21 protein-coding genes, 1 pseudogene and 1 riboswitch are annotated in these 21,330 nt (G+C 45.7%); of the genes and pseudogenes, 19 read left to right on the forward strand and 3 right to left on the reverse strand.

Features of this window, described 5'->3' with window-relative positions; genetic code table 11:
• The 10 genes from BLO31_RS06680 to BLO31_RS06725 form a co-directional block, all read left to right on the forward strand.
• The coding region (locus BLO31_RS06680; RefSeq protein ID WP_245688405.1) for a methyl-accepting chemotaxis protein at positions 1-435 on the forward strand (435 nt) is incomplete at its 5' end.
• Positions 420-1,271 carry a CheR family methyltransferase gene (locus BLO31_RS06685; RefSeq protein ID WP_070963775.1) on the forward strand — a complete coding sequence of 284 codons (852 nt, stop codon included), beginning with the start codon at positions 420-422 and terminating at the stop codon, positions 1,269-1,271. The genes BLO31_RS06680 and BLO31_RS06685, both read left to right, overlap by 16 nt.
• Positions 1,272-1,278: 7 nt before the next feature.
• Entirely contained in the window at positions 1,279-1,926 is a 648-nt protein-coding gene (locus tag BLO31_RS06690; protein ID WP_070964460.1) for a chemotaxis protein CheD, read from the forward strand.
• Entirely contained in the window at positions 1,926-2,966 is a 1,041-nt protein-coding gene (locus BLO31_RS06695; RefSeq protein ID WP_070963777.1) for a protein-glutamate methylesterase/protein-glutamine glutaminase, read from the forward strand. Before BLO31_RS06690 ends, BLO31_RS06695 begins: the two co-directional genes overlap by 1 nt.
• A gap of 25 nt (positions 2,967-2,991) precedes the next feature.
• Positions 2,992-4,152, forward strand: a complete 1,161-nt coding sequence (locus BLO31_RS06700; RefSeq protein WP_070964462.1) for a methyl-accepting chemotaxis protein — start codon at positions 2,992-2,994, stop codon at positions 4,150-4,152.
• A 9-nt stretch (positions 4,153-4,161) separates the two neighbouring features.
• Positions 4,162-4,461, forward strand: a complete 300-nt coding sequence (locus BLO31_RS06705; protein ID WP_070963780.1) for an STAS domain-containing protein — start codon at positions 4,162-4,164, stop codon at positions 4,459-4,461.
• A 14-nt stretch (positions 4,462-4,475) separates the two neighbouring features.
• Positions 4,476-6,170, forward strand: a complete 1,695-nt coding sequence (locus BLO31_RS06710; RefSeq protein WP_070963782.1) for an ATP-binding SpoIIE family protein phosphatase — start codon at positions 4,476-4,478, stop codon at positions 6,168-6,170.
• Positions 6,171-6,335: 165 nt separating this feature from the next.
• On the forward strand, positions 6,336-8,018 hold the full coding sequence (locus BLO31_RS06715; RefSeq protein WP_070963785.1) for a flagellar assembly protein A: 1,683 nt from the start codon (positions 6,336-6,338) through the stop codon (positions 8,016-8,018).
• A gap of 538 nt (positions 8,019-8,556) precedes the next feature.
• Positions 8,557-10,440: a PhoX family protein gene (locus tag BLO31_RS06720; RefSeq protein WP_070963788.1), complete on the forward strand. Its 1,884-nt coding sequence runs from the start codon at positions 8,557-8,559 to the stop codon at positions 10,438-10,440.
• A gap of 317 nt (positions 10,441-10,757) precedes the next feature.
• Positions 10,758-11,603: an EAL domain-containing protein gene (locus BLO31_RS06725; RefSeq protein ID WP_084659634.1), complete on the forward strand. Its 846-nt coding sequence runs from the start codon at positions 10,758-10,760 to the stop codon at positions 11,601-11,603.
• 28 nt (positions 11,604-11,631) lie between these two features.
• Here BLO31_RS06725 and BLO31_RS06730 read toward each other — a convergent pair whose 3' ends face one another.
• Together BLO31_RS06730 and BLO31_RS06735 are read right to left on the reverse strand one after the other, a co-directional pair.
• A complete protein-coding gene (locus BLO31_RS06730) occupies positions 11,632-12,462 on the reverse strand; it encodes an HDOD domain-containing protein (RefSeq protein WP_070963793.1) in 831 nt (276 codons plus the stop codon).
• Positions 12,463-12,563: 101 nt separating this feature from the next.
• Positions 12,564-13,460 (reverse strand): LysR family transcriptional regulator, encoded by an 897-nt coding sequence (locus BLO31_RS06735; protein WP_070963795.1) that lies wholly within the window; start codon positions 13,458-13,460, stop codon positions 12,564-12,566.
• Between the two features lie 116 nt (positions 13,461-13,576).
• On the opposite strand from BLO31_RS06735, the gene BLO31_RS06740 reads away from it, so the two are divergent.
• The 8 genes and pseudogenes from BLO31_RS06740 to thiE all read left to right on the forward strand — a co-directional run bounded on the left by BLO31_RS06740 (position 13,577) and on the right by thiE (position 19,906).
• Positions 13,577-14,080, forward strand: a complete 504-nt coding sequence (locus tag BLO31_RS06740; RefSeq protein WP_070963797.1) for a lactoylglutathione lyase family protein — start codon at positions 13,577-13,579, stop codon at positions 14,078-14,080.
• 215 nt (positions 14,081-14,295) lie between these two features.
• Positions 14,296-14,396, forward strand: a riboswitch (TPP riboswitch).
• Between the two features lie 105 nt (positions 14,397-14,501).
• The gene (gene thiD / locus BLO31_RS06745) at positions 14,502-15,335 is read left to right on the forward strand and encodes a bifunctional hydroxymethylpyrimidine kinase/phosphomethylpyrimidine kinase (RefSeq protein ID WP_070963799.1); all 834 of its coding nucleotides are present in this window, start codon (positions 14,502-14,504) and stop codon (positions 15,333-15,335) included.
• The gene (locus tag BLO31_RS06750) at positions 15,325-16,074 is read left to right on the forward strand and encodes an ABC transporter ATP-binding protein (protein ID WP_070963801.1); all 750 of its coding nucleotides are present in this window, start codon (positions 15,325-15,327) and stop codon (positions 16,072-16,074) included. The genes thiD and BLO31_RS06750 overlap by 11 nt, the downstream gene beginning before the upstream one ends.
• A gap of 55 nt (positions 16,075-16,129) precedes the next feature.
• Positions 16,130-16,867: pseudogene (locus BLO31_RS06755) on the forward strand (ABC transporter permease); the annotation flags it as partial.
• Between the two features lie 15 nt (positions 16,868-16,882).
• Positions 16,883-17,830, forward strand: coding sequence for an ABC transporter substrate-binding protein (locus tag BLO31_RS06760; protein WP_070963805.1), 948 nt, complete (start codon positions 16,883-16,885; stop codon positions 17,828-17,830).
• Complete coding sequence (tenA, locus tag BLO31_RS06765; protein WP_070963808.1) at positions 17,827-18,495, forward strand: thiaminase II; 669 nt, start codon at positions 17,827-17,829, stop codon at positions 18,493-18,495. Before BLO31_RS06760 ends, tenA begins: the two co-directional genes overlap by 4 nt.
• The gene (gene thiM, locus BLO31_RS06770) at positions 18,495-19,283 is read left to right on the forward strand and encodes a hydroxyethylthiazole kinase (protein WP_070963810.1); all 789 of its coding nucleotides are present in this window, start codon (positions 18,495-18,497) and stop codon (positions 19,281-19,283) included. Before tenA ends, thiM begins: the two co-directional genes overlap by 1 nt.
• Before the next feature lie 2 nt (positions 19,284-19,285).
• Complete coding sequence (thiE, locus tag BLO31_RS06775) at positions 19,286-19,906, forward strand: thiamine phosphate synthase (protein WP_070963813.1); 621 nt, start codon at positions 19,286-19,288, stop codon at positions 19,904-19,906.
• Positions 19,907-20,006: 100 nt separating this feature from the next.
• Here the strand turns inward: thiE and BLO31_RS06780 are convergent, their stop codons facing one another.
• A complete protein-coding gene (locus BLO31_RS06780) occupies positions 20,007-20,297 on the reverse strand; it encodes a hypothetical protein (RefSeq protein WP_070963815.1) in 291 nt (96 codons plus the stop codon).
• Positions 20,298-20,613: 316 nt separating this feature from the next.
• Between BLO31_RS06780 and BLO31_RS06785 the strand changes: the two genes are divergently transcribed.
• Positions 20,614-20,937: a DUF2834 domain-containing protein gene (locus BLO31_RS06785; RefSeq protein WP_070963818.1), complete on the forward strand. Its 324-nt coding sequence runs from the start codon at positions 20,614-20,616 to the stop codon at positions 20,935-20,937.
• Positions 20,938-21,330 lie beyond the last annotated feature (393 nt).

Raw genomic sequence — 21,330 nt, forward strand, 5'->3', positions numbered from 1 at the left:
AAAGACAGTGTAGAAAAAGTGGATGAAGGTTCGCGTCTGGTCGATGAATCGGGAGAAACCTTAAACGAAATTGTCGATGCCGTGGCCAAAGTATCAGATCTAATCGCACAAATTGCCTCTTCCAGCCAAGAACAATCGACGGGAATTGACGAGATCAATCGCGCAGTTGCTACCATGGATGAAATGACTCAGCAAAACGCTTCTCTGGTAGAAGAAACTTCTGCAGCTAGCCAATCGTTGAAAGACGAAGGTAAAGAGCTGCTCAAGTTAATGAACTTCTTTGTCACTGACGCTAACGTCGCTTCGTTTGAGTCAAACTCAGCCCCAAGAGTAGGCGCGAAGCCAACGAGTAATGTGAGAGATATACGATCAACCAAGGTCGCCAATACCACCTTTAACGCGCGTGAGGATGGAGACGAATGGGAAGAGTTTTAGCCCAAACTGAACGTATGAAATCCAACGAGTTTGAGTTTACCGACAAGGACTTTAAGTTTGTGCAGTGGTTTTTGCACAAGAACGTCGGTATTTATCTTTCCGACCGTAAACGCACAATGGTTTACGGCAGAGTAAGCCGCCAAATTCGGCGGCTTGGCTTGCAGCGTTTTGCCGAGTACAGAGAGGTCATCGAAAGGGATGACGAAGAGCGCATTAGCTTTATTAACTGTCTCACTACAAACAAGACCCAGTTCTTTCGGGAATACCATCACTTCGAATTTATGGAAAAAGTGATGATGAAAGAGTGGAAAAGCCAAGGTTTGAAGTCCTTGCGAATCTGGTCTGCAGGGTGCTCTACCGGAGAAGAACCCTATAGCTTTATCTCCTCTCTTTACCATTGTGGTGCGTTTCAGTGGTTTGATGAAATAGGAATTGTCGCCAGCGATTTAGATACAAATGTGCTCAATACAGCTAAAGATGGCGTCTATTCAGAAGAGGCATTAGACAGTATTCCCAATGGTTATTTAAAGCCTTGTTTTGTCAAAGGACGCGGGGATAGGCAAGGGCAGATTAAAGTATCGGGTACCTTGCAAAAGTTTATCGATTTTCGCCAGATCAACTTGCTGGATGAGTGGCCGTTTGAAAACGAGTTCGACATCATTTCTTGTCGAAACGTAATGATTTATTTCGACAAACAGACGCAAGAGAAGTTGCTAAGCCGTTTTTACCAACAGCTCAAACCCAACGGCATTTTGTTTATTGGCCACTCAGAAAGTGTGGGTGCATGTGCGCCCATGTTTCGCCATTTGGGTCATACCATTTATGTGAAGCAGTGAGGTGCTTATGTCTTATATGTCAGAACACCGCCATTCACCTTATGACAACACGCATTTTAGTCGTTTTTTTCATCCGACTAAGGGGCAGCACATGATCAAAGTGATGCCCGGTGGACTTTACTGTACCGATGAAGAAGAAATCATCTGTACCGGTTTGGGATCTTGTATTGCCGCATGTATGTGGGACCCATTTGCCAAAGTTGGAGGGATGAACCACTTTTTGTTGCCATTTGACAATAGCAATCAGGCGAGACACTGGCATCCAGATGAAATTGTCTCTACCGCGTCGCGCTACGGCAGTCATGCGATGGAGATGCTGATCAACGCTTTGTTGGCCAAGGGAGCCGTTCGGTCAGGGCTGAAAGTGAAACTGTTTGGTGGAGCGCAGATGTTAGGTCGACACTCGATGATTGGCGCAAAAAACGTCGAGTTTATTCTTAACTATGTGCAACAAGAAAGGTTAGAGGTAGAGGCCCATGATTTAGGTGGCATCGAACCTCGAAAAATCATGTTTGAACCGACAACCGGTAAGGCTTGGCTTAAACGCATCGCCTTTAATGAAGTGCACCACTTACAACACGAAGAAGAGAAATATGCCCGTAAGTTGGATGAAGAGAGCCATCGCCCTCACGATGATGATGTGGAGTTGTTTTGATGAAAAAAGTGAAAGTACTTGTTTGCGATGACTCCCCAGTGTTTCGAGCGCTACTTACCGAGTTGATTAACTCCGATCCAGACCTTGAGGTGGTGGCCGCGGCTGAAGACCCGTACCAAGCCAGAGAGTTGATTAAAATGCACAATCCAGATGTGCTCACCTTAGATATTGAGATGCCAAAGATGAATGGCGTCCAGTTTCTAAAAAACCTAATGAGATTGCGACCAATGCCAGTGGTGATGATATCGACGCTGACTCAGCATGGCGCAGAGCCAACACTTACCGCATTAGAGCTTGGAGCCGTGGATTACTTTCCAAAACCGTCAGTGGAAAATACCGCAGAAATGGCTAGTTATAAAAACTTAGTAAACGAAAAAATCAAAGTGGCCGCTGGAGCAAATTTAGATCAGTTATCCCACGCTCCCAGCAAAAGCGATGTTTTAGAAGTGACCTCAAAACACACTCAAGTTGAGGTGATCGCCATAGGCGCTTCTACCGGAGGGACAGAAGCTGTTAAGCAAGTTCTTTCGGCATTGCCAGCAGGTATTCCTCCAGTGATCATCACGCAGCATATCAGTAATAAATTTAGTGGTTCATTTGCGCAGCGTCTCAATGAAAACAGTCGACTGGATGTAAAGGAGCTTACTGCAAATCGCTCTCCATTGGTTAATGGGTGTGCGTACTTGGCTCCTGGCGATAAACATCTGGTTATCGTTAGGCGTGGTTCGCATTTGTATTGCCAGCTTGATGATAGGCCTCCAGTTAATCGCCATAAACCCTCGGTGGACGTAATGTTTGATGCGGTTGCAGAGACCGTCGGAGGCAACTCGATTGGCATCATTTTGACTGGTATGGGCCAAGATGGCGCACAAGGGATGCTGAAAATGAAGCAGAGAGGGGCTTCAACTATAGCGCAAGACGAGCGAACCAGCGTGGTGTGGGGGATGCCAAGGGTTGCGGTTGAAGTCGGTGCAGCGGACGTGGTCAGTGCACTGGAAAAAATTCCAAAATTGATATTTGAGCGGCTGTATCACAATTGAGTTAAGTGTGGCTGGGGACAGAAAGATGACAACGATAATACCCAAAAGAAACTTTATTCTGGCAATGACACTTCAGGTGATATTGCTAACCGTTAGTGCCTTGTATTTCTCCTCTATGTGGCAGCTTTCCCTTACCATAGTGGCTGCCGCCATACCGTGGTTTGTGATTCGTCAGGGGGAGTGTAAATCACATGCCGACACCGAAAGTGAACAACCTAAATCGTCCGAGCACGATGTGAGTTGTCTAAACAAAACCGATCCAATATTGCGAACACTTTCGGCCCAACTCAGTGAGCCTCTCAACAAACAGCAGAGCGTCGTCAACGAATCGGTAGAAACCTTGAACACTAGCTATTTTGAACTTCAAAAGGTCGCCGAAGAGCAAAATTTGATTACCGCAAGGTTGGTAGATCAGTTGGTGGGAGCGGGAAATAGTGAGTATGACCTCAGCAAAGTCCTACCCAAAACCGAAGCTATAATTACTCAATTTGTCGATACCCTAGTCAACATTTCGGAGAAGAGTATCTCTGCGGTACACAGCATTCACGATATGTCAGATAAGCTCGACAAAGTATTTCATCTACTGGAACAAGTTAGAGGGCTATCAGAACAAACGAATCTATTGGCGTTAAATGCGGCGATAGAAGCCGCGAGAGCTGGCGAAGCAGGGCGAGGCTTTGCCGTGGTTGCACAAGAAGTCAGAAACCTCTCCGTTAAAGCTGAGGCCCTTAACAATGAAATTGGTGATGAGATAAACGTGGCTCAGGAGACGGTTGAAACCGCAAACAAAACCGTCGGTGAAATGGCGTCTATCGATATGACCGAAGCGATAGAGTCGAAAGAGAAAGTGGATGACATGCTAAGGGGAGTGCATGAAATTAACCGCGAGGTCGAAGCCGAGGTTCATAAGATTAAGTCACTAGGCAGTAATTTAAATCTCCATGTCGACAATGGGATAAGAGCGCTTCAGTTTGCGGACATTATCATTCAGCAAGGGGATTACGCCAAGTTGTCAGTCACGTTTTTAGATGGGTTAACCGAAGTACTAAAATCGTATGCTGGCAATCGAATGAGTGATGAAGAGTTAGTGAGTGCATTAGACGAGATACGCTGTCATATCGACAATCGCTCTGCGCCAGCGGCATCTCAAGCAAGTATTGAAGAAGGTGAAGTCGAGTTATTTTAAGGAGAAAATATGTCTGTCGAAGCACAAGTAGATTCTGGAAGCAAGCAAGTGACTATAGCGGTAGAGGGCGCTTTTGGCTTCAACTTAGTACAAGATTTTCGCCGTTGTTATAGCGAAAAAAAGGATTACCGCTTTACGCTCGATATGAGAAAAGTGGATTACATCGATAGTGCGGGTTTGGGGATGCTGCTTAATATGCACAACTATCTAGAGCAGGATGATGGCATGATCCGCATTACCAATACCATGCCACAAGTGAGAAAAATTCTTCTTATTTCCCGGTTCGATAAAAAATTTAGTATCGAATAAATAGGGGGTTGTCCATGCATGTAATGATTATCGATGACCATGCAACAAACCGAGAACTCTGCCGGTTTATGCTTGATCATGTCGCGGAAAAAATTGAAACCTTCGAAAATGGTGAAGGTGTTGTAGAAGCGATGCAAAACATGGCAACGCTGCCTGACCTCATCTTGTTAGATGTAATGATGCCAATTAAAGACGGCTTTACCACGGCTCACGAAATTCGCCAGGCATTTCCAGACCAGCATGTACCGATAATTTTTCTTACCGCATTAGATGATCATGACTCTTTTGAACGCTGTTTGACCTTAGGCGACGACTTTATACTCAAGCCCGTAGAACGTAGCGTCTTGTTAGCGAAAGTACAAGCGCACTTTCGAATCGTTCGCATGCACAACGAGGTGACTGAGCAGCGCGACCAACTCAGAGTGTTTCACGAACAGGTTAGGTATGACTACGCCATCGCTGAATCCATTTTTTCTAATTTGATGGATGAGATGAGTGCACAGGTTAAGCATATCTATGGCATTAACTATATCTCAACGCCTTCCACCATCTTTAACGGCGATCTTATCGTCGTTGCCAACCGACCTCACGGTGGCGTTTATGTGATGATAGCGGATGCGACTGGCCATGGTTTGCCTGCTGCCATTTCAGCTATACCAGCGACGCGAGCCTTTTTCTCAATGGCCGCAAAAGGCTTGTCACTTGGCGAGATAGTGACGGAGATTAACGACTCTCTTACTAAATTTTTACCTTTGGGAATGATGTTAGCGGCAAGTGTTTTTGAAATTCGCGCCAATGGATTTGAAGTTTCGTGGTGGGGTGGCGGACTACCTGATACTTACGTATTAGATCAGGATGGAACGATTTGCAGAAGGCTGGTGTCGACTCATATGCCTTTAGGTGTATTAGAGCGCGACGAATTTGAAACGGATATCGTCAATCTTAAGTTAGAGCCTGACCAGAGAATTGTGTGCTACACCGATGGTGTCATAGAAGCGATGAACAAAACAGGAGAGCAGTTTGGCAATCAACGATTAGAATCCGTTTTATCAAATAGCAAAAATGTTATCCCCGCGGTGTTTGAAGCAGTAAAATCCTTTGTCGACCGACCGATGGATGACGACCTTTCCATATTGTCCATGCAGTTCCCAATTTCTACGGGTACGGCGGATAGCGGCAAGCAAAAAAGTCAGCAGTTATCAGGGCTTTCCATATCCTCGACATTAACTCTGCCGGCGGATGTACTTAGAGAAGCGGTCGTGATGAACGAAGTTCGTCATTTTCTCAACGGCGTAGTAAGAGGCGGAGCGGACCTCGATCTATTGTGTTCAGTGCTTTCAGAACTATTTGCCAACGCCATAGAGCACGGATTACTTGAGTTGGAATCGAGTATTAAAGAAGAGCCGGACGGCTTTTTTAAGTTCTATCAACTCAGAGAAGAGCGCCTGAAAACCTTGAGAGACGACGCTTGGGTGACACTAAATGTCGATTTTGACCACAAAAATGAACAGATGACATTGGTGATGGAGCACAATGGTGTTGGGTTCGATTATCAAAAATTAGAACGGGTAGATGGTGATCAAAGTCATGGTCGCGGCATTGTTCTTGCTTCAGAATTATGTGATTCGCTGCGGTATTCTAAGCAAGGAAAGTGTGTAACAGCCGTTTATAGTTTCGGTGCACCTCACCATTTTCCAAGCTCTGCATAATTAGGCAGAATTTACACTGTAAAGCTCGTTGCAATAGTGACGTATGCCCTAATTTGTCACATATTTAATACTGTAGATGACTCATTTTATATACACTGCGATAAACCTAAGTACTACATGTTGTATGCATAGGCGTATCACGAATGGGCAAAGTCAGGTTACACAATGTGGAAGAAAATCGTTAGTTTATCTGAAGACAATCAATCGGTTATCGCTAAACTATCGCCAGATTTTAATATTAGTAACAGTTTTGATAGTAAGGGGCTCTCCGAGGTGCTTAAAAGCCTTGGTGCCGAAGACTTCTTTGTGATTGAAGAAGAGGTCTCCCGTTTTATTAATCTCGCCAAAGAGGAAAAAGGGGAGTCTTATTCAGGTGTGACTGTCGCCGAAGTTCGTGATGCAGAGGTCAAGGTAGAGCTGAGCGAAAACGATATGCTCGCCAGCATGATTGTGACCGGAGCATATAAAGGTCAACCTTTAAAAGGGCCACAAATTGTAAAAGCGCTTTCCGATGCTCAGGTGACAAAAGGGATAAATAAACTGGCGTTGAAAAAGGTGCTGATGATGAGCCACCAACTCAAGCCCGGTGAAACCTTTACTCAGCCCGTCGCGCGCGGCAAAGACCCAGTACAGGGCAAAGATTCCAGATTTATCGCTATGGTAGCGGATCCGACAAAGCAGATCCTCGCACCTAAAACGGAAGGCGAAGGTAAAGTGGATATGCTTAACCTTGGCGAAACCATAACTGTTGCCGAAAACGATGTATTGATGAAACGTGTACCGGCAACAAAAGGGACGGCAGGAATTACCGTACAAGGCAAAGTGATTCCGCCTAAACCTGGCACTGATACCATTCTCAAACCGGGCAAAGGCTCGGAAATCTCTCCAAGTGATCCCAACCAACTTATCGCTGTTGTTTCTGGCATGCCTGTTATCAAAGAGAAAACCGTTGATGTAGAAGATGCCTTGTGCCTTCCTGCCATCGGCGTGGCGACAGGACACGTTAAGTTCAAGGGCAATGTCGTGGTGCTGGGCAATATTGAATCGGACATGATGGTTCGTGTCACAGGTTCGTTGACTGTCGGAGGTTTTATCGAGTCGGCAGATATCCAAGTACAAGGGGATATTGAAGTTGCCAAAGGCATTATAGGACACACTATGGGCGATGATGGCACTAAATCATGTGTGGTTAAATCCGGTGGCACAATTCGCGCAAACTACGCTCAGTATAGTGAACTTCAAGCATCAGAAAATATCGAGCTTGCGGTTCATTGTATGAATAATGAAATTCGGTGTGGCGGAGATCTCGTTGTTTGTGATAGCAATGAGCGCCAAGGCACCATAGGTGGCGGCAGTGCGAAGGCGGGCGGCAAAGTGACATGTGTGCAGTTGGGAGTGGAAGGCGACACAGCTACGGAAATTCATGCTTTTGCCCGCTTTGGCAGTATGAAAGAGCGTCAAAGTAAGTTTAAAGAGCACTATAACTTAGCCCAAGAAGCGACCATGGACGTGGTGCGCAAAGAGTTAGAGTTTAAGAAAAAACCAAAAGCAGAACGCAGTGAAGAAGTCGCGATTAAGATTGAGAAAATGAAAGCCCAATCTAACGAGCGCTTAGAAAAAGCCAAAGCGGCAAGAGAGCAGTTTGAAGCAGACTTTGAAGCGCTGCTGGAAGAAAACGTAGTGGAAGTGAAGAACAAGGTGTTTTCCCACGTTACCGTGCTCTTTGGGGATGAAAAAGTGCGAACTAAACGCTCTCATGGGCCAAGCCGTTTTAGTTTTGACCAGTTTGCTATCAAGTTTTCATCTCTACTTGGAGATGAAGCGTTCGAAGATGAAAACGATATTTAACGTCGGCACCTTATATTTGCTTTTTTTCCTATCTCTCAGAAACTAAAAAGCTGGCATTAAGCCAGCTTATTTATGGTTTGTCTCAATTAAGACTTTTTATCTGCATCTTTTTGGCAGTCTTTCCAATACTGAATGCGCACGCGATGTAATTGCGCTTTTCTTACTTTTTTCATTATGTCCCTCACTATAGCGATAGGGGCTCGTTATTGAGCTTTAACTTACTGTTTTATAATATTAATTGCCAACAGACTCTAACCGTGTTTCTACCTTCTCTCTACGATCCGAGTCACATAATCATTAAAGCACATTTCGCCCTCAATGACCGTGTCTAAATTGATACCAGTAGTGGTTCGTCAATTCAATGGCAACTTATCAATCTTCATGCAGATTTCATACCGTTGTTATCGTTCTGCAACGGAAATTTAAAGAATACGTCATCTACTTACTCTAGCCTTTGCTTGTCAGTAAGTGACTAAGAAATCAGTAACCTAGTCGCTTGCAGCAATAACTACAAACGTCACTTTCAAAGGAGTTGACCATGCAAAGGCATGATGAGCAAGATTCACAATTTACGCAGATGGTAGATGCGCGATTGTCTCGCCGCCGTTTTTTAACCGGCACTGCTGCGGTGAGTGCGGGAACGTTTTTAGCGCTTAATCCGGTTTCTAAGGCGATGGCCGCTAAAGAGTCCAGCCCACTATTAAACTTTGAAGCTGTACCTGCCTCCACGGCGGATACGGTTGTTGTACCAAAAGGCTATCAAGCGACACCGCTTATTTCATGGGGAGACCCTATTTTTAGCAGCGCCCCAGAGTTTGATGAAAGTGGCCTACAAAGCTCAGAAGTACAAGCCCTTCAGTTTGGTGATAACACCGATGGGATGAGCCTATTTCCTATCAGTGAAAACCGCGCTGTACTGGCTATTAATAATGAGTACACCAACTACGAATATCTGTTTGCCCATCAAGGCAAGGCAATGACCGCTGACGATGTCAAAAAGGCGCAGGCGGCCCATGGGGTGACAGTGGTGGAAATTGTTAAACAACAAGGTCAATGGAAGGTTGATCGATCCGGTAAGCGCAATCGCCGTATCACTGCAAATACGGAGATGATGCTAACAGGTCCAGCGGCGGGTCACGACCTGATGAAAACCGACCTAGACCCAAGCGGTTTAAAACCTTTAGGCACCTTTAACAACTGTGCAAATGGCGAAACACCTTGGGGAACCTATCTAACGTGTGAAGAAAATTTTCACGGTTATTTTGGTTCAAAACAGAAAGGTGGAGTATCCATATCCGCGGATCACAAGCGCTATGGCGTAAAAGCTGGCTCCGGACGTTATCAATGGCATGAGAGCGACGAACGCTTTGACATCAGTAAGCACCCCAAAGAGCCGCACCGATTTGGTTGGGTGGTGGAGATCGATCCTAACGACCCAACATCGACACCGCTAAAACGCACAGCAATGGGGCGATTTAAACACGAAAATGCGGCATTGGTGATCAATGGTGATGGACACGTTGTTGTGTATATGGGCGATGACGAACGCGGTGAGCACCTGTATAAATTTGTGTCTAAGGATCGTTATGAAGCTGGAAATACGGCTTTAAACCGCAACTTGCTAGAAGAGGGGACCCTCTACGTCGCTAAATTTGGTTTTGACAATGATGACGTTAAAGGCGAAGGCCAGTGGATAGAACTGACCTTTGGTAAAAATGGCTTAACTAAAGAAAACGGTTTTAATGACCAAGCCGAAGTGGTGACGTTTGCTCGCCGCGCAGCGACTCAAGTTGGAGCCACTACGATGGATCGCCCTGAATGGGTAGCGATTCACCCTGACGAAAAGCACGTTTTCTGTACATTGACCAATAACAAAAATCGCGGCGTAAAAGAGAATCAGCCTGTTGGCGGGCCAAATCCGCGCAAAGAGAACCACTACGGACAAATCGTTCGATGGATGCCGACAAATGGCGATCACACCAAGGCAAGCTTTACGTGGGATCTATACCTGATTGCAGGCAATCCTATGGTGCACAAGGGTACGCCATATGCGGGTAGTGCCAATATTGAAGTCGACAATATGTTTAACAGCCCCGATGGTATCGGTTTTGATAAAGCAGGGCGTTTGTGGATTCAAACCGACGGCAACTATTCAAACAAGGGAGATTTTGCCGGACAAGGCAACAACCAAATGTTGTGTGGTGACCCAGTAACAGGAGAGGTGAGACGTTTTTTAACCGGACCTATTGCTTGTGAGATCACTGGCCTCACCTTTTCTGCGGATCAAAAAACCATGTTTGTAGGTGTCCAACATCCGGGAGAAAAGGGCAAACCATCTCATTATCCCGCTGGTGGTAATAGCAAGCCGCGTTCTACCGTGGTGATGATTACCCGTGAAGACGGTGGTGTGATAGGGGCCTAACCCCGGCTTATCACATATAAAGGCGGGAGCACGGTCTCTCGCCTACTTTCCTTTTTGGTTTGCCTATTGTATACCTATTAAGTGTCTATTCATCTGTTGAATCTAATCTAGAGAACTAAGATACGTTCGCCAGTTTGTGAACGACAAAACATTCACATAACTTTGATGTACGTCGACTAACACAAATCGAGAATGTATCGATAACGTGAACAGCGCGCAGGTTTTTTTAAATTTGGGTGGTAAATCGAACGAGAGTATGAGTAATCTCATGGCAGGTGTTTAGGTAAGGACAGCGCTTAAAAGTAGCAAGCAAAGGTATGGAAACCGCTTTAATGGACATTGAATACAACTACTTGGAAATTCGGCGTCGCGTCGAACAAGTGATTCAGCGAGAAGCTGACGGGTCCTATTTCGCTGTTTACAATAACCTTGTTTTTAGAAGTGTTTTTCAACCAATTTTTGACTCCAACAAAGAGATCCTAGGTGTTGAGTCATTGATCCGAATTCGAACAACCTCTGGAGAGGCGGTCTCTCCGCAAGTATTTTTTAAAGAAGTTGAAGAGAACAACACCCATTGGGTTTTCTATACCCTGTTGTGCTCAGTGCTACACGTACTGAACTTTTCCATCTCTGCATTTTGCAAACACAAGTTATTTATCAATGTCGCCCCACCGATTTTTGAGCTGATATCCAATGATGATGCTGCCATTGCGCATATTATGGCGCGCTTGGAACAGTATCAAATTCGTCCAGACCAGATCACCTATGAGCTGATGGAAAGCAGAGGCCGCAGCCCGGAACTTGTATTAAAGGGCATGAAGAAAATGTCGTCACACGGGATTCATATCGCTATGGACGATTACGGGGTAGAGCACTCAACCATAGAGCGTGCCGAGTTAATCCGTCCTCACTATTTAAAACTCGATAAGAGCTTACTGGTTGGTAGCGAAAAAGCTGTGATAGAGGAAGTCAATTCGGCGGTGGCGCTGGCTCGTAAAGTGGGCGCAAAAACAATAGCGGAAGGTATTGAAACCAACGCCGTTCTGCAAATCTGCCAAGATGCCGGGATCGAGTACTTTCAAGGTTATTACCTCGCCATGCCGGAGAAGGCCCCACCCGTTAATGAACGTGTCGAATTGACGCAACGTAAAGAGAGGGGCTAAACGCCCCATCGTCTCATATAAGGAAGGCTTAAGCGGCAGTCAGCTGTGCAGCCAAGTCTTTACCATTACCTCGGAACTTATCTATCGTACTGGCGAAGTTTCCGGGAATGTGAAGAATTCTTGAATCAGGGTGCTGCGCAATGTAGACCAGCTTTTCGTCATCGCTTGTGAATGAGTCCCATTTTTCGTGGATTGCGCGGGCGAAATGTAACAGAACCGCCATCTTGGGTGATAGTTCTGCATCCCTCGGGTCGTGAAAGTGAGCAATAGCGTCAACCATTTTGTCTGGGAACTTCCACGTTTTTGCCAGTTGTGCACCAAGGGCAGGGGCAGACACGTCAAGCACCTCTTCTTGAGCATCAATTGGGTCTGCCCCCGCTTGAACTTTAGCGACAATTTCTTGTGCCTGCTCAGGCGTTAAGGTGTGGATCATAAGTTCACCGATATTGTGCAAAATTCCAGCGGTAAACACCTCATTGCCATCTAGATTGATTTCTTCGGCCAATTTACTGGCGATTACCGAGACTTCGAAGGTGTCGGTCCAATAGTCTTCTAAATTTAAAGTTGGCACTTTGGGAAATGAGCTCGACAGTACGGAAGCCACGACCAAGGTTCTTACTGGGCCAGTACCTACGCGAAGCAGAGCCTCATTGACCGACGATACGGTTTTGCTACCGCCAAAATGGGCTGAATTTGCCATTCTGAGTAATCGAGCACTGAGCACTTGATCCATAGCGATTTTCTTAGAAAGTTGACCAAAATCTACGTCGTCTTGGTTCACCATGTCTAACAACTCTTGAAGGACTTTTTGTAATCGGGGTAATTCGTTTAAGCGTGAAATTAAGCCGGCCTGACTCATAGTAAGACTCCTTATGGATCGTTGTGTTTATTTACTATAGGTCAGGAATTTTGATCTGCCCAAGTTTCAGGTAAACATCGGATTCAACAGAGATAGTTATTCTATTGGTCGCCAGCGAGAAGGGTTTGGATTTTCTCTGTTACGGAGTAAAAGCGCGCTGGCTGTTGGCGGTGTTTTTTACATACCAGATAGACGGGCTCTCGCACTTGCTTTTGAGGTTGGTAGATGGTCAGTTTGTCTTTTAAAGCGGCGCTTTCGACGGCAGAGTGAGGAAGTACCGTAAAGCCCAGTCCTTTGGTAACGGGTAAAAGGATTTGGTTTAACTGATTGATGTAACCGCTCTGTCGAATCGTACTCGGATCGGTATTGAGCAACTCAGTATTACCACATTGCTCAAAGTAGAGACAGAGGTAATGGTGAGCGTCGGGGTGATTAATCAGTCCCAGTTGGTTTAACGAGTCGACTGTGAGGAGATGAGAATCGAACATCGAGGGCAAGACAAGGCTCATGTACTCATGGCCTATGTGTTTACTCAGTAAAAGAGGATGATTGGGTTTTTCGGTCACAATACCAAAATCAAGCTCTCCGTTGACGATGTGTTCAAGGATTCGACTAGTAGGAGCAACTTCCAATTCGTTGATTAACTTGGGGTGTTTACATTGTAAATCCAGCAACATGGGGTAGAGTTTCTGGGCCATCGCCCCTGAACACGATATCCGGACTTTACCGGCCCATGGGTCATCCCCAGTGATAAGGCTTCTCAGCGCCTTTTCTTGTTGTTGTTGTGCTACCACATAACGGTAGACCTCTTTTCCCGCATCGGTTAGCTCAAATGACTTGTTCACTCTCTGTATAAGCGGTACACCACACGCCTGTTCCAGTTTTTTGATGTGCTGACTTACCCCCGGCTGAGTCATAAAGAGATGCTCTGCCGTTTTAGTAAAGTGGCCGATATCCACAAGCGTTTTAAAGGTGTGTAACCAGTGAGCGTTGAGCAAAAACAATATCCATAACCAAAAATTATCATAACAAGAATAATTGATAATTATTATTTTTCAATTAATGGATTTAGTATTTGCTATATCAAGAGTTCACCACTACTAACGAGGTCATAATGTCTGCTACCTATCCAAGATCATTTTCTCATATCGGTATATCTGTTCCTGATCTAGAAGCCGCAGTTAAGTTTTACACAGAGGTTTTGGGCTGGTATCTGATCATGGAACCGACGGAAATCGTCGAAGATGATTCCGCTATCGGCGAAATGTGCACGGATGTTTTTGGCGAAGGCTGGGATCGTTTTCGAATTGCACATCTATCGACAGGAGATCGAATTGGCGTAGAACTGTTTGAGTTTAAAAACCAAGAGAATCCAGAAGATAATTTTGAATATTGGAAAACCGGCATTTTCCACTTCTGTGTTCAAGACCCAGATGTTGAAGGCTTAGCAGAAAAAATTGTTGCCGCGGGCGGTAAAAAACGCATGAAAGCCCCGCGCTACTATTACCCAGGAGAAAAGCCTTACCGCATGATTTACATGGAAGACCCGTTTGGGAATATTCTGGAGATCTACAGCCATAGCTATGAGCTACATTACTCAGCAGGTGCTTATTCGTAAGTAAGTACTCGTTGTTAAGATTACACCCCCTAAAGGCAGGAAAAACTTAGTGTTTTTTCTGCCTTTTCTTTTTCTATCTACAGGCAGTGTCAGCGATATAAACGCGTATTAACACACAAAATTAAAGGATATTTGTCCATAAAACTCGACACATATTACGACAAGCAATCAGAAAATTTCCCGTGCACACCGATGAGAATTACTGTTATTATCGGCTCAAATAGTCGGGGAGCCGCAGTATGGCTGAGATCGCAAAGCGAGACCCGTTGAACCTGATTCAGTTAGCACTGGCGTAGGGAACTATCTATATCGGCGTCGCTTGGGAGTTTGCACTTTATGGTGTGATCGATATAGGCCAACTCTGACTTCATTTGAAGTATCCAGACCGGCAAGTTTCTCTACATCAGATTGAGGAGCATGCATGGCAACCACTACTAAAAACAATACCCCTATCGTACTTACAATCGCTGGATCGGATAGCGGAGGTGGTGCCGGTATTCAGGCTGATATTAAAGCCATTTCAGCGACCGGAAGCTTTGCCTGCAGTGCGATCACTGCACTAACCTCTCAAAACACCTTAGGCGTTTCCGCTATTTTCCCAGTCCCTCTTGATCATGTTTCCAGTCAACTAGACGCCGTGTTTAGCGATTTAGATGTGGTTGCCGTTAAAGTGGGCATGTTGGCGGACTCAGAGATCATTAAAGTTGTCGCAAGCAAAATTAGGCAGTACCAGCCGCAGTTTTTGGTTGTTGACCCCGTTATGGTCGCAACCAGTGGTGACCTGCTTCTTGCCACTGATGCTATTGATACACTAAAGCAAGAGTTGCTCCCTCTTGCGGATCTCATCACACCAAACCTTCCTGAAGGCGCTGCACTAACTGGGCGTTCAGTTCCAAAAATTGAAGCCGACATGGAAGCCATGATTGAAGAGCTTAGAGCTTTGGATGCTGGTGGTGTACTGCTAAAAGGTGGGCACTTAGAGCAGAGTGAATCGAGTAGTGACCTGTTGATTTTCCCTGACCGAGTAGAAACGCTCTCTGCCAAACGCGTGGCCACTGCAAATACACACGGTACGGGTTGCACACTTTCATCGGCTATTGCCTCTTACTTAGCGCAAGGAAACGAGTTACATAAGGCTGTGCATCTGGGCAAGCAATATATTACACAAGCTATCCTTCACGCAGATGAACTCAGCGTCGGAAAAGGTCACGGCCCAGTAAACCACTTTTTTACTGGACATCAGAATGTTCGCTGAACCAGTTTCCATAACTATTGAAGCCGGAGCGCTTACATATCAAGGCAACCAAAGTCCGACGCTCGCCAACTGCGACTTAACTTTTCCCGCGGGGAAGTGGACTTGTATTTTAGGTCGCAGTGGTTGTGGTAAAAGCTCATTGCTCAAACATTTAGCAGGTTTACTCGGAGAACAAGCGATCTGGCAAGGTGAAGTGACGGTTAATCCAGATATTCATCTGCCGAGTAATATCGCCTATATGGCTCAACAAGATCTTCTTTTGCCTTGGCTAAATGTCATTGAGAATGTCTGTCTTAGCGCCAAATTTGGAGAACAAAAAACACCAAATATTAAGCGTGCCCAAAGCTTGTTAAAAGCTGTTGGGTTAAAAGAGTACAGCTGCGCCAATATCAGGCAGTTGTCTGGAGGTATGCGTCAACGAGTCGCGTTGGCGAGAACCTTAATGCAAGACAAACCAATAGTTTTGATGGATGAACCATTTTCCGCCTTAGATGCCGTCAATCGATATCGATTGCAGACACTGTTTTCCGACCTTCTAAAAGACAGAACCGTGGTACTCATCACCCATGATCCACAAGAAGCGATACGGCTGGCCGATCAGCTTTATCTTTTACACGGTGTGCCTGCTAAGGGGAAAGAACTCAAGTTACCGGATTCGTCGCCACCAAGAGATCTCAATCGCGACAGCGTTGAACTGCAACAAATTATTTTAAAGATGTTGGAGGCTGACCATGAATAATCTTATCTCGCTAAAGTTGGCCGCGCGCGCGCAACAGGGAGCCAAATCACTTGATCACCCTTTGCCAAGGCTGATTATCACCTGCCTTGTGCTATTGGGGATCTGGCAGGGCATTGTTGAAATATTTGCCATGCCGTCATTTATCTTACCCCCTCCAGCAGCGGTGTTGGAGCGATTAATTGAGCGCTATGACGTGTTGCTGAAACACACCCTAGTCACCGGGCAAGAGATCCTTTTAGGACTACTACTCGGCTTAGTTATGGGACTGGTGTTTGCTTTGCAAATGCTGATGTTTAAGCCGGTAAAACGTTGGTTGTTACCCGTATTGATAGCAAGCCAAGCGGTGCCTGTTTTTGCCATTGCTCCAGTACTTATGCTGTGGCTTGGCTATGGCATCGCATCAAAAGTCGTTATGGCTGCCATTATTATTTTCTTTCCAGTGACGACATGTTGCTATGACGGATTGAGAAATACCCCCAAAGGCTATCTAGACCTCGCGCAGACTATGGGGGCGACTCGATGGCAGCGATTGAGGCATATACAGTTGCCCGCAGCTTTACCAACACTGGCTTCTGGCATTCGCGTCGCGGTGGTTATTGCACCTATTGGTGCCGTCGTTGGTGAGTGGGTTGGCTCCAGTGCTGGGCTTGGCTATTTAATGCTCCAAGCCAATGCTCGAATGATTATTGATGAAATGTTTGCGGCTCTATTTATTTTAGCTGCGCTGTCGGTGGCCCTTTACTTCGTCACGGACAAATTACTTAAAAAGCTTATCCCTTGGGAAAATGCATAACAAAAGGAAGTCTTCATGAAAAAAACAACGATCGCTACTGCATTATTTGCTGCGCTTCTCGCTTCTCCATCTATCGCGGAAGAAAAAAAACTAACTTTGATGTTGGATTGGTTTGTTAACCCCAACCACGGTCCCGTCGTGATCGCTCAGCAAAAAGGTTACTTTGCAGAACAAGGTGTGGAAGTCAATATACAAGAGCCAGCAGACCCAAGCACACCACCTAAGTTAGTAGCGGCGGGAAAAGTGGATTTGGCAATCTCTTATCAGCCAACGCTAACTATCGACGTGGCGGCTGGTTTACCTCTTATTCGCTCAGCAACATTGGTTGCTACACCGCTTAACACACTAACGGTATTAGACAACGGTAAGCACGACAAACTGGCCACTCTAAAAGGCAAAAAAATCGGTATTGCCATTTCGGGAAGCGAAGAAGCGACCATAGGTACAATGTTGAGCCAAGAAGGCGTGAGCTACTCAGACGTTGAGATCATCAACGTCGGTTGGGCCCTATCTTCGTCTCTGGCATCGGGCAAAGTGGACGCGATTTGGGGTGGTTTCAGAAACTTTGAAACTAACCAGTTGGCGATTGAAGGATACAAAGCGAAGGCGTTCTATCCAGAAGAGCACGGCGTACCAACTTATGACGAGCTAATTTTTGTTGCCAATGCTAATACTCACGACAAAGCAGCGATTCAAGCTTTTAACAAAGCACTAGAACAAGCGACCACTTACATCGTTAACCACCCTAAAGCGGCGTGGGAAGAGTTTGTCGCATATTCACCAGACACGCTTAACAATGAGCTGAACAAACGCGCATGGCGCGACACGCTTACGCGTTTTGCGCTGCGACCTTCGGCGGTAGACCACAAGCGATACGATGAATATGCAGAGTTTATGTACTCACAAAAACTGATCCCAGTGTTGCCTAAAGCGAAAGACTACGTGCCGGAGCTTGACCGATGAAATATCAAGACCTCATTGAAGCCTGCCAGTCTGACTGGCAGGAGTACACCGAACACACATTTGTTCAGCAACTTGCTCTGGGAACCTTGCCACAAGAGAGTTTTTTGCACTATCTCAAACAAGATTTTTTGTTCCTAAAACAATACGCTAGGGCTTATGCGTTGGCGATATACAAAGCCCGTACCTTAGAAGATATGAGACAGGCACTACCGAGTGTTCAAGCATTGGTCGACACAGAAATTGCTCATCATGTGACGTACTGTGCAGAGTGGGGATTAAGCGAGTCTGATTTAGAAAATGAACCAGAGGATTTTGGTACGGTGGCCTACACTCGTTATGTTCTAGACGCGGGAATGGCAGGGGATTTAGTCGACTTGTACGCCGCGTTAGCTCCGTGCTCAATCGGATATGCCGTTATAGGTAAAGCGTTGCTAAACAGTGCCGAGACCAAACTGGAAGGCAACCCTTACCGCAGTTGGATAGAGCTCTATGGCGGCGAAGAGTTCCAGACGGGTGTGGCTCAAGGAGCGGAACACTTTGACAGGCTGCTAAAAGAAATTGATATCAATAGCCAAAGAGGCCAAATCCTAGTTGAGGTGTTTAAAACCGCCACCAGAATGGAAGTGGCGTTTTGGCAACAAGGCATTAATGCTGGAGAAATCTAATGAACAAGCAAACCATTGTTTCTGCATTCAATCAACTTCGCGAGAGTAAACCTTTAGTGGTGAACATCACCAACTATGTGGTTATGAACAATTCAGCGAATGCTCTATTGTCCGTGGGTGCCTCGCCAATCATGGCACACTCTAGTCAGGAACTGGCTGAGATGATGAGTTTCGCCGGCGCGTTAGTCATCAATATTGGTACACTTGATAGCCAGTGGGTACCGAGAATGTTATACGCGGTAGAACAAGCGAACAAGCATGGTAAACCCGTTGTTTTGGATCCCGTTGGTTGTGGGGCGAGTCAACTGCGCACGGAGACGTCTCGCCAAATTGCAGCCAAAGCCGATAGCCTGATCATTCGCGGTAATGCATCAGAAATCATTGCCCTTGCTGGTGAAAAAGCACAGAGCAAAGGTGTTGATGCCCTTGATAGCAGTGATGATGCGCTTGGTGCGGCTTGGCATCTAGTAAAAGAGTACCAAGCGAGTGTCGTGATCTCTGGCAAGACAGACTTCATTGTAACTAAAGATGATGTCGTCAAGCTGGGTAATGGGCATCCTATGATGACTTATGTGACAGGGATGGGATGCACCCTTTCGGCATTAACTGGTGCATTTGCCGCTGTAGGCGATAAAACGGGTTTAACGGCCGCTGCGGTAATGGGGGTTGCTGGTGAGTTAGCTGCTGAGCGCTCTCGCGGGCCTGGTAGCTTCCAAATGAACTTGCTTGATGAGTTGTACCAGCTAGACGAATCTATCCTTCTCAAACACTTAATTGTGGAAGAGTAGGTATGAGCAATCCGTATCAACTCTATTTAGTGACAGACGAGAACCAAAGTGTAGAAACGCTGGTAAATGTGGTGAAAGCCGCTGTAGCGGGTGGAGTCACAATGGTTCAAGTCAGAGAAAAGCATGGAGATATTCGCAGCTTTATCGATAGAGCTGCTGCGGTGAAAAAGGCACTTAAGGGAACATCGGTTCCCTTAATCATTAACGACAGAGTCGATGTCGCTCTTGCCGTTGATGCCGACGGTGTGCACCTCGGTCAGTCAGATATGCCAGTGATTACGGCTCGTGAGTTATTGGGCCGTGATAAGCTGCTTGGCCTTTCGATTGAAAATGAACAGCAATTGGAACAAGCAGAGTCGCTGCCTATTGACTACATTGGGTTAAGTGCGATTTTCGCAACACCAACCAAAACGGATACAGTACGACATTGGGGATTAAATGGGCTCGCTTGGGCGCTTCAGCGTTCTTCTTATCCGGTAGTGGCCATTGGTGGTATCAATCAATCTAACATTACTGGTGTAAGTCGAACGGGCGTTCACGGCATTGCGCTTGTGTCGGCTATTTGCCATGCAGATGACCCCGAGCAAGCGGCGAGGCAGATTAAAAACCAGTTGGTCAGTTGATAACTCAACACCACCAATCTTCACAGTGGGAAGTGTAAACGGCAGACGAACGCTTAAAGAGTGGGAGGTTTTTACTCTCCCACCTTCGATTGTGACAACGCTATAAATCGCGCATTAAGATTTCGTACTCTTCGCAAGCTTCTTCGATTAAACGTCCAAGCTCGTCGGCGTCTCGATTACTTAGTACTAGTTGCCAAGTGTCGGTATTATCTTGTCCTGTTAGACGAGTTTGGCTGCCGCGTTTAACAAAGCAGAGTTGATCGAAATCGGACAAATGGTGTTGACGACTTTTCTCAATTTCAACGTCGATCATACCCACTGGATTTACTTTTACGTGCACCTGAGAGTGAGTCGAATCTTGTAGTAAATAGTCCCTGTATACTGCAATCATCACTTTTGCTCCTTTGATGTCTAGTCATCCTCTTCCAAAAGTTTAGGACAGGGAAAATCTCTGTGGGACGAATTTGTGATGAAGCTTGATCTTGGTTAAAAAATGCACAAATTTAATTAAAATGGGCTTGACGATTTACTCTCGGCTGAAGAATTAAAGAGTGATGATATTCAACTGGTTGAGTTTTTATTGTGAGATTTTCGTGCTACAAAATGGTCCGCAATGTGATAAGATCCGACCACTGTCAGCTTGACTCAAAGCATTTCTTTCGCTGACGATAATAATGACATTAGGATTCAGCATTTATAGGGAAGGTATGAATATTCGTTTTGTTTATCTTGTATTGGCCGTCGTGGGAACCGTGTTACCATACGGTGCCCTTTTTCCGTGGTTAGTTGAAAACGGATTAGATCTACCTCTGCTCGTTTCCGATATCGCCTCACACCCGCTCAGCCTTGTTGCTTGGTTAGACGTTGTTGTGGCGGCGGTTGCCTTACTGCTCTTTGCGAAAATTGATAGCCAGCGACATGGCATCTCTGGTTTTTGGTTAGTTTTGGTGACAACGCTGACGATAGGGGTTTCATGTGGTTTACCTCTATACCTCTATTTCCGAGAGAGGGATCTTTCCAAACAGCTCTAACCAACGATATTTAAACCTCTTTTCTATTCCACTTATCTAGGCATTATGCCTAGATATGATCTCTTTTTGCCCTTTGTCCTACGGGCATTTCCCGTAAAACTACTTGAATACCGATAGATTAATCAACAGTGTCTTCTTAGCGTGTCGATCTACACGCCCTTTAAAAAAACAGAGACAAACACGAGCCAATTATGCCAAGTCTACCAGTAAAAATTAATGGAGCTATAGTGGGGTGTGTAAGTACACACTTTAGCAATGGGCACTATGAAGCTTATATCTGCACAGAGTGTAAGTTTATGAATTTAGAGTATTGTGAATCGTTGCAGAAAGAGGATAAACCAGCGCGTCCCAGTCACTGCCCGGAGTGTGTAGTTTCTAGACAGTAGAGGATAG

Source organism: Vibrio sonorensis, assembly GCF_001854765.1.
Taxonomy (GTDB): Bacteria; Pseudomonadota; Gammaproteobacteria; order Enterobacterales; family Vibrionaceae; genus Vibrio; species Vibrio sonorensis.

Excerpts from the sequence above, each read along its gene's own strand:
- BLO31_RS06685 (WP_070963775.1), top strand. The coding sequence starts at position 420 with ATGGGAAGAGTTTTAGCCCAAACTGAACGTATGAAATCCAACGAGTTT.
- BLO31_RS06690 (WP_070964460.1), top strand. The coding sequence starts at position 1,279 with ATGTCTTATATGTCAGAACACCGCCATTCACCTTATGACAACACGCAT.
- BLO31_RS06695 (WP_070963777.1), top strand. The coding sequence starts at position 1,926 with ATGAAAAAAGTGAAAGTACTTGTTTGCGATGACTCCCCAGTGTTTCGA.
- BLO31_RS06700 (WP_070964462.1), top strand. The coding sequence starts at position 2,992 with ATGACAACGATAATACCCAAAAGAAACTTTATTCTGGCAATGACACTT.
- BLO31_RS06705 (WP_070963780.1), top strand. The coding sequence starts at position 4,162 with ATGTCTGTCGAAGCACAAGTAGATTCTGGAAGCAAGCAAGTGACTATA.
- BLO31_RS06710 (WP_070963782.1), top strand. The coding sequence starts at position 4,476 with ATGCATGTAATGATTATCGATGACCATGCAACAAACCGAGAACTCTGC.
- BLO31_RS06715 (WP_070963785.1), top strand. The coding sequence starts at position 6,336 with ATGTGGAAGAAAATCGTTAGTTTATCTGAAGACAATCAATCGGTTATC.
- BLO31_RS06720 (WP_070963788.1), top strand. The coding sequence starts at position 8,557 with ATGCAAAGGCATGATGAGCAAGATTCACAATTTACGCAGATGGTAGAT.
- BLO31_RS06725 (WP_084659634.1), top strand. The coding sequence starts at position 10,758 with ATGGAAACCGCTTTAATGGACATTGAATACAACTACTTGGAAATTCGG.
- BLO31_RS06730 (WP_070963793.1), bottom strand. The coding sequence starts at position 12,462 with ATGAGTCAGGCCGGCTTAATTTCACGCTTAAACGAATTACCCCGATTA.
- BLO31_RS06740 (WP_070963797.1), top strand. The coding sequence starts at position 13,577 with ATGTCTGCTACCTATCCAAGATCATTTTCTCATATCGGTATATCTGTT.
- thiD (WP_070963799.1), top strand. The coding sequence starts at position 14,502 with ATGGCAACCACTACTAAAAACAATACCCCTATCGTACTTACAATCGCT.
- BLO31_RS06750 (WP_070963801.1), top strand. The coding sequence starts at position 15,325 with ATGTTCGCTGAACCAGTTTCCATAACTATTGAAGCCGGAGCGCTTACA.
- BLO31_RS06760 (WP_070963805.1), top strand. The coding sequence starts at position 16,883 with ATGAAAAAAACAACGATCGCTACTGCATTATTTGCTGCGCTTCTCGCT.
- tenA (WP_070963808.1), top strand. The coding sequence starts at position 17,827 with ATGAAATATCAAGACCTCATTGAAGCCTGCCAGTCTGACTGGCAGGAG.
- thiM (WP_070963810.1), top strand. The coding sequence starts at position 18,495 with ATGAACAAGCAAACCATTGTTTCTGCATTCAATCAACTTCGCGAGAGT.
- thiE (WP_070963813.1), top strand. The coding sequence starts at position 19,286 with ATGAGCAATCCGTATCAACTCTATTTAGTGACAGACGAGAACCAAAGT.
- BLO31_RS06780 (WP_070963815.1), bottom strand. The coding sequence starts at position 20,297 with ATGATTGCAGTATACAGGGACTATTTACTACAAGATTCGACTCACTCT.
- BLO31_RS06785 (WP_070963818.1), top strand. The coding sequence starts at position 20,614 with ATGAATATTCGTTTTGTTTATCTTGTATTGGCCGTCGTGGGAACCGTG.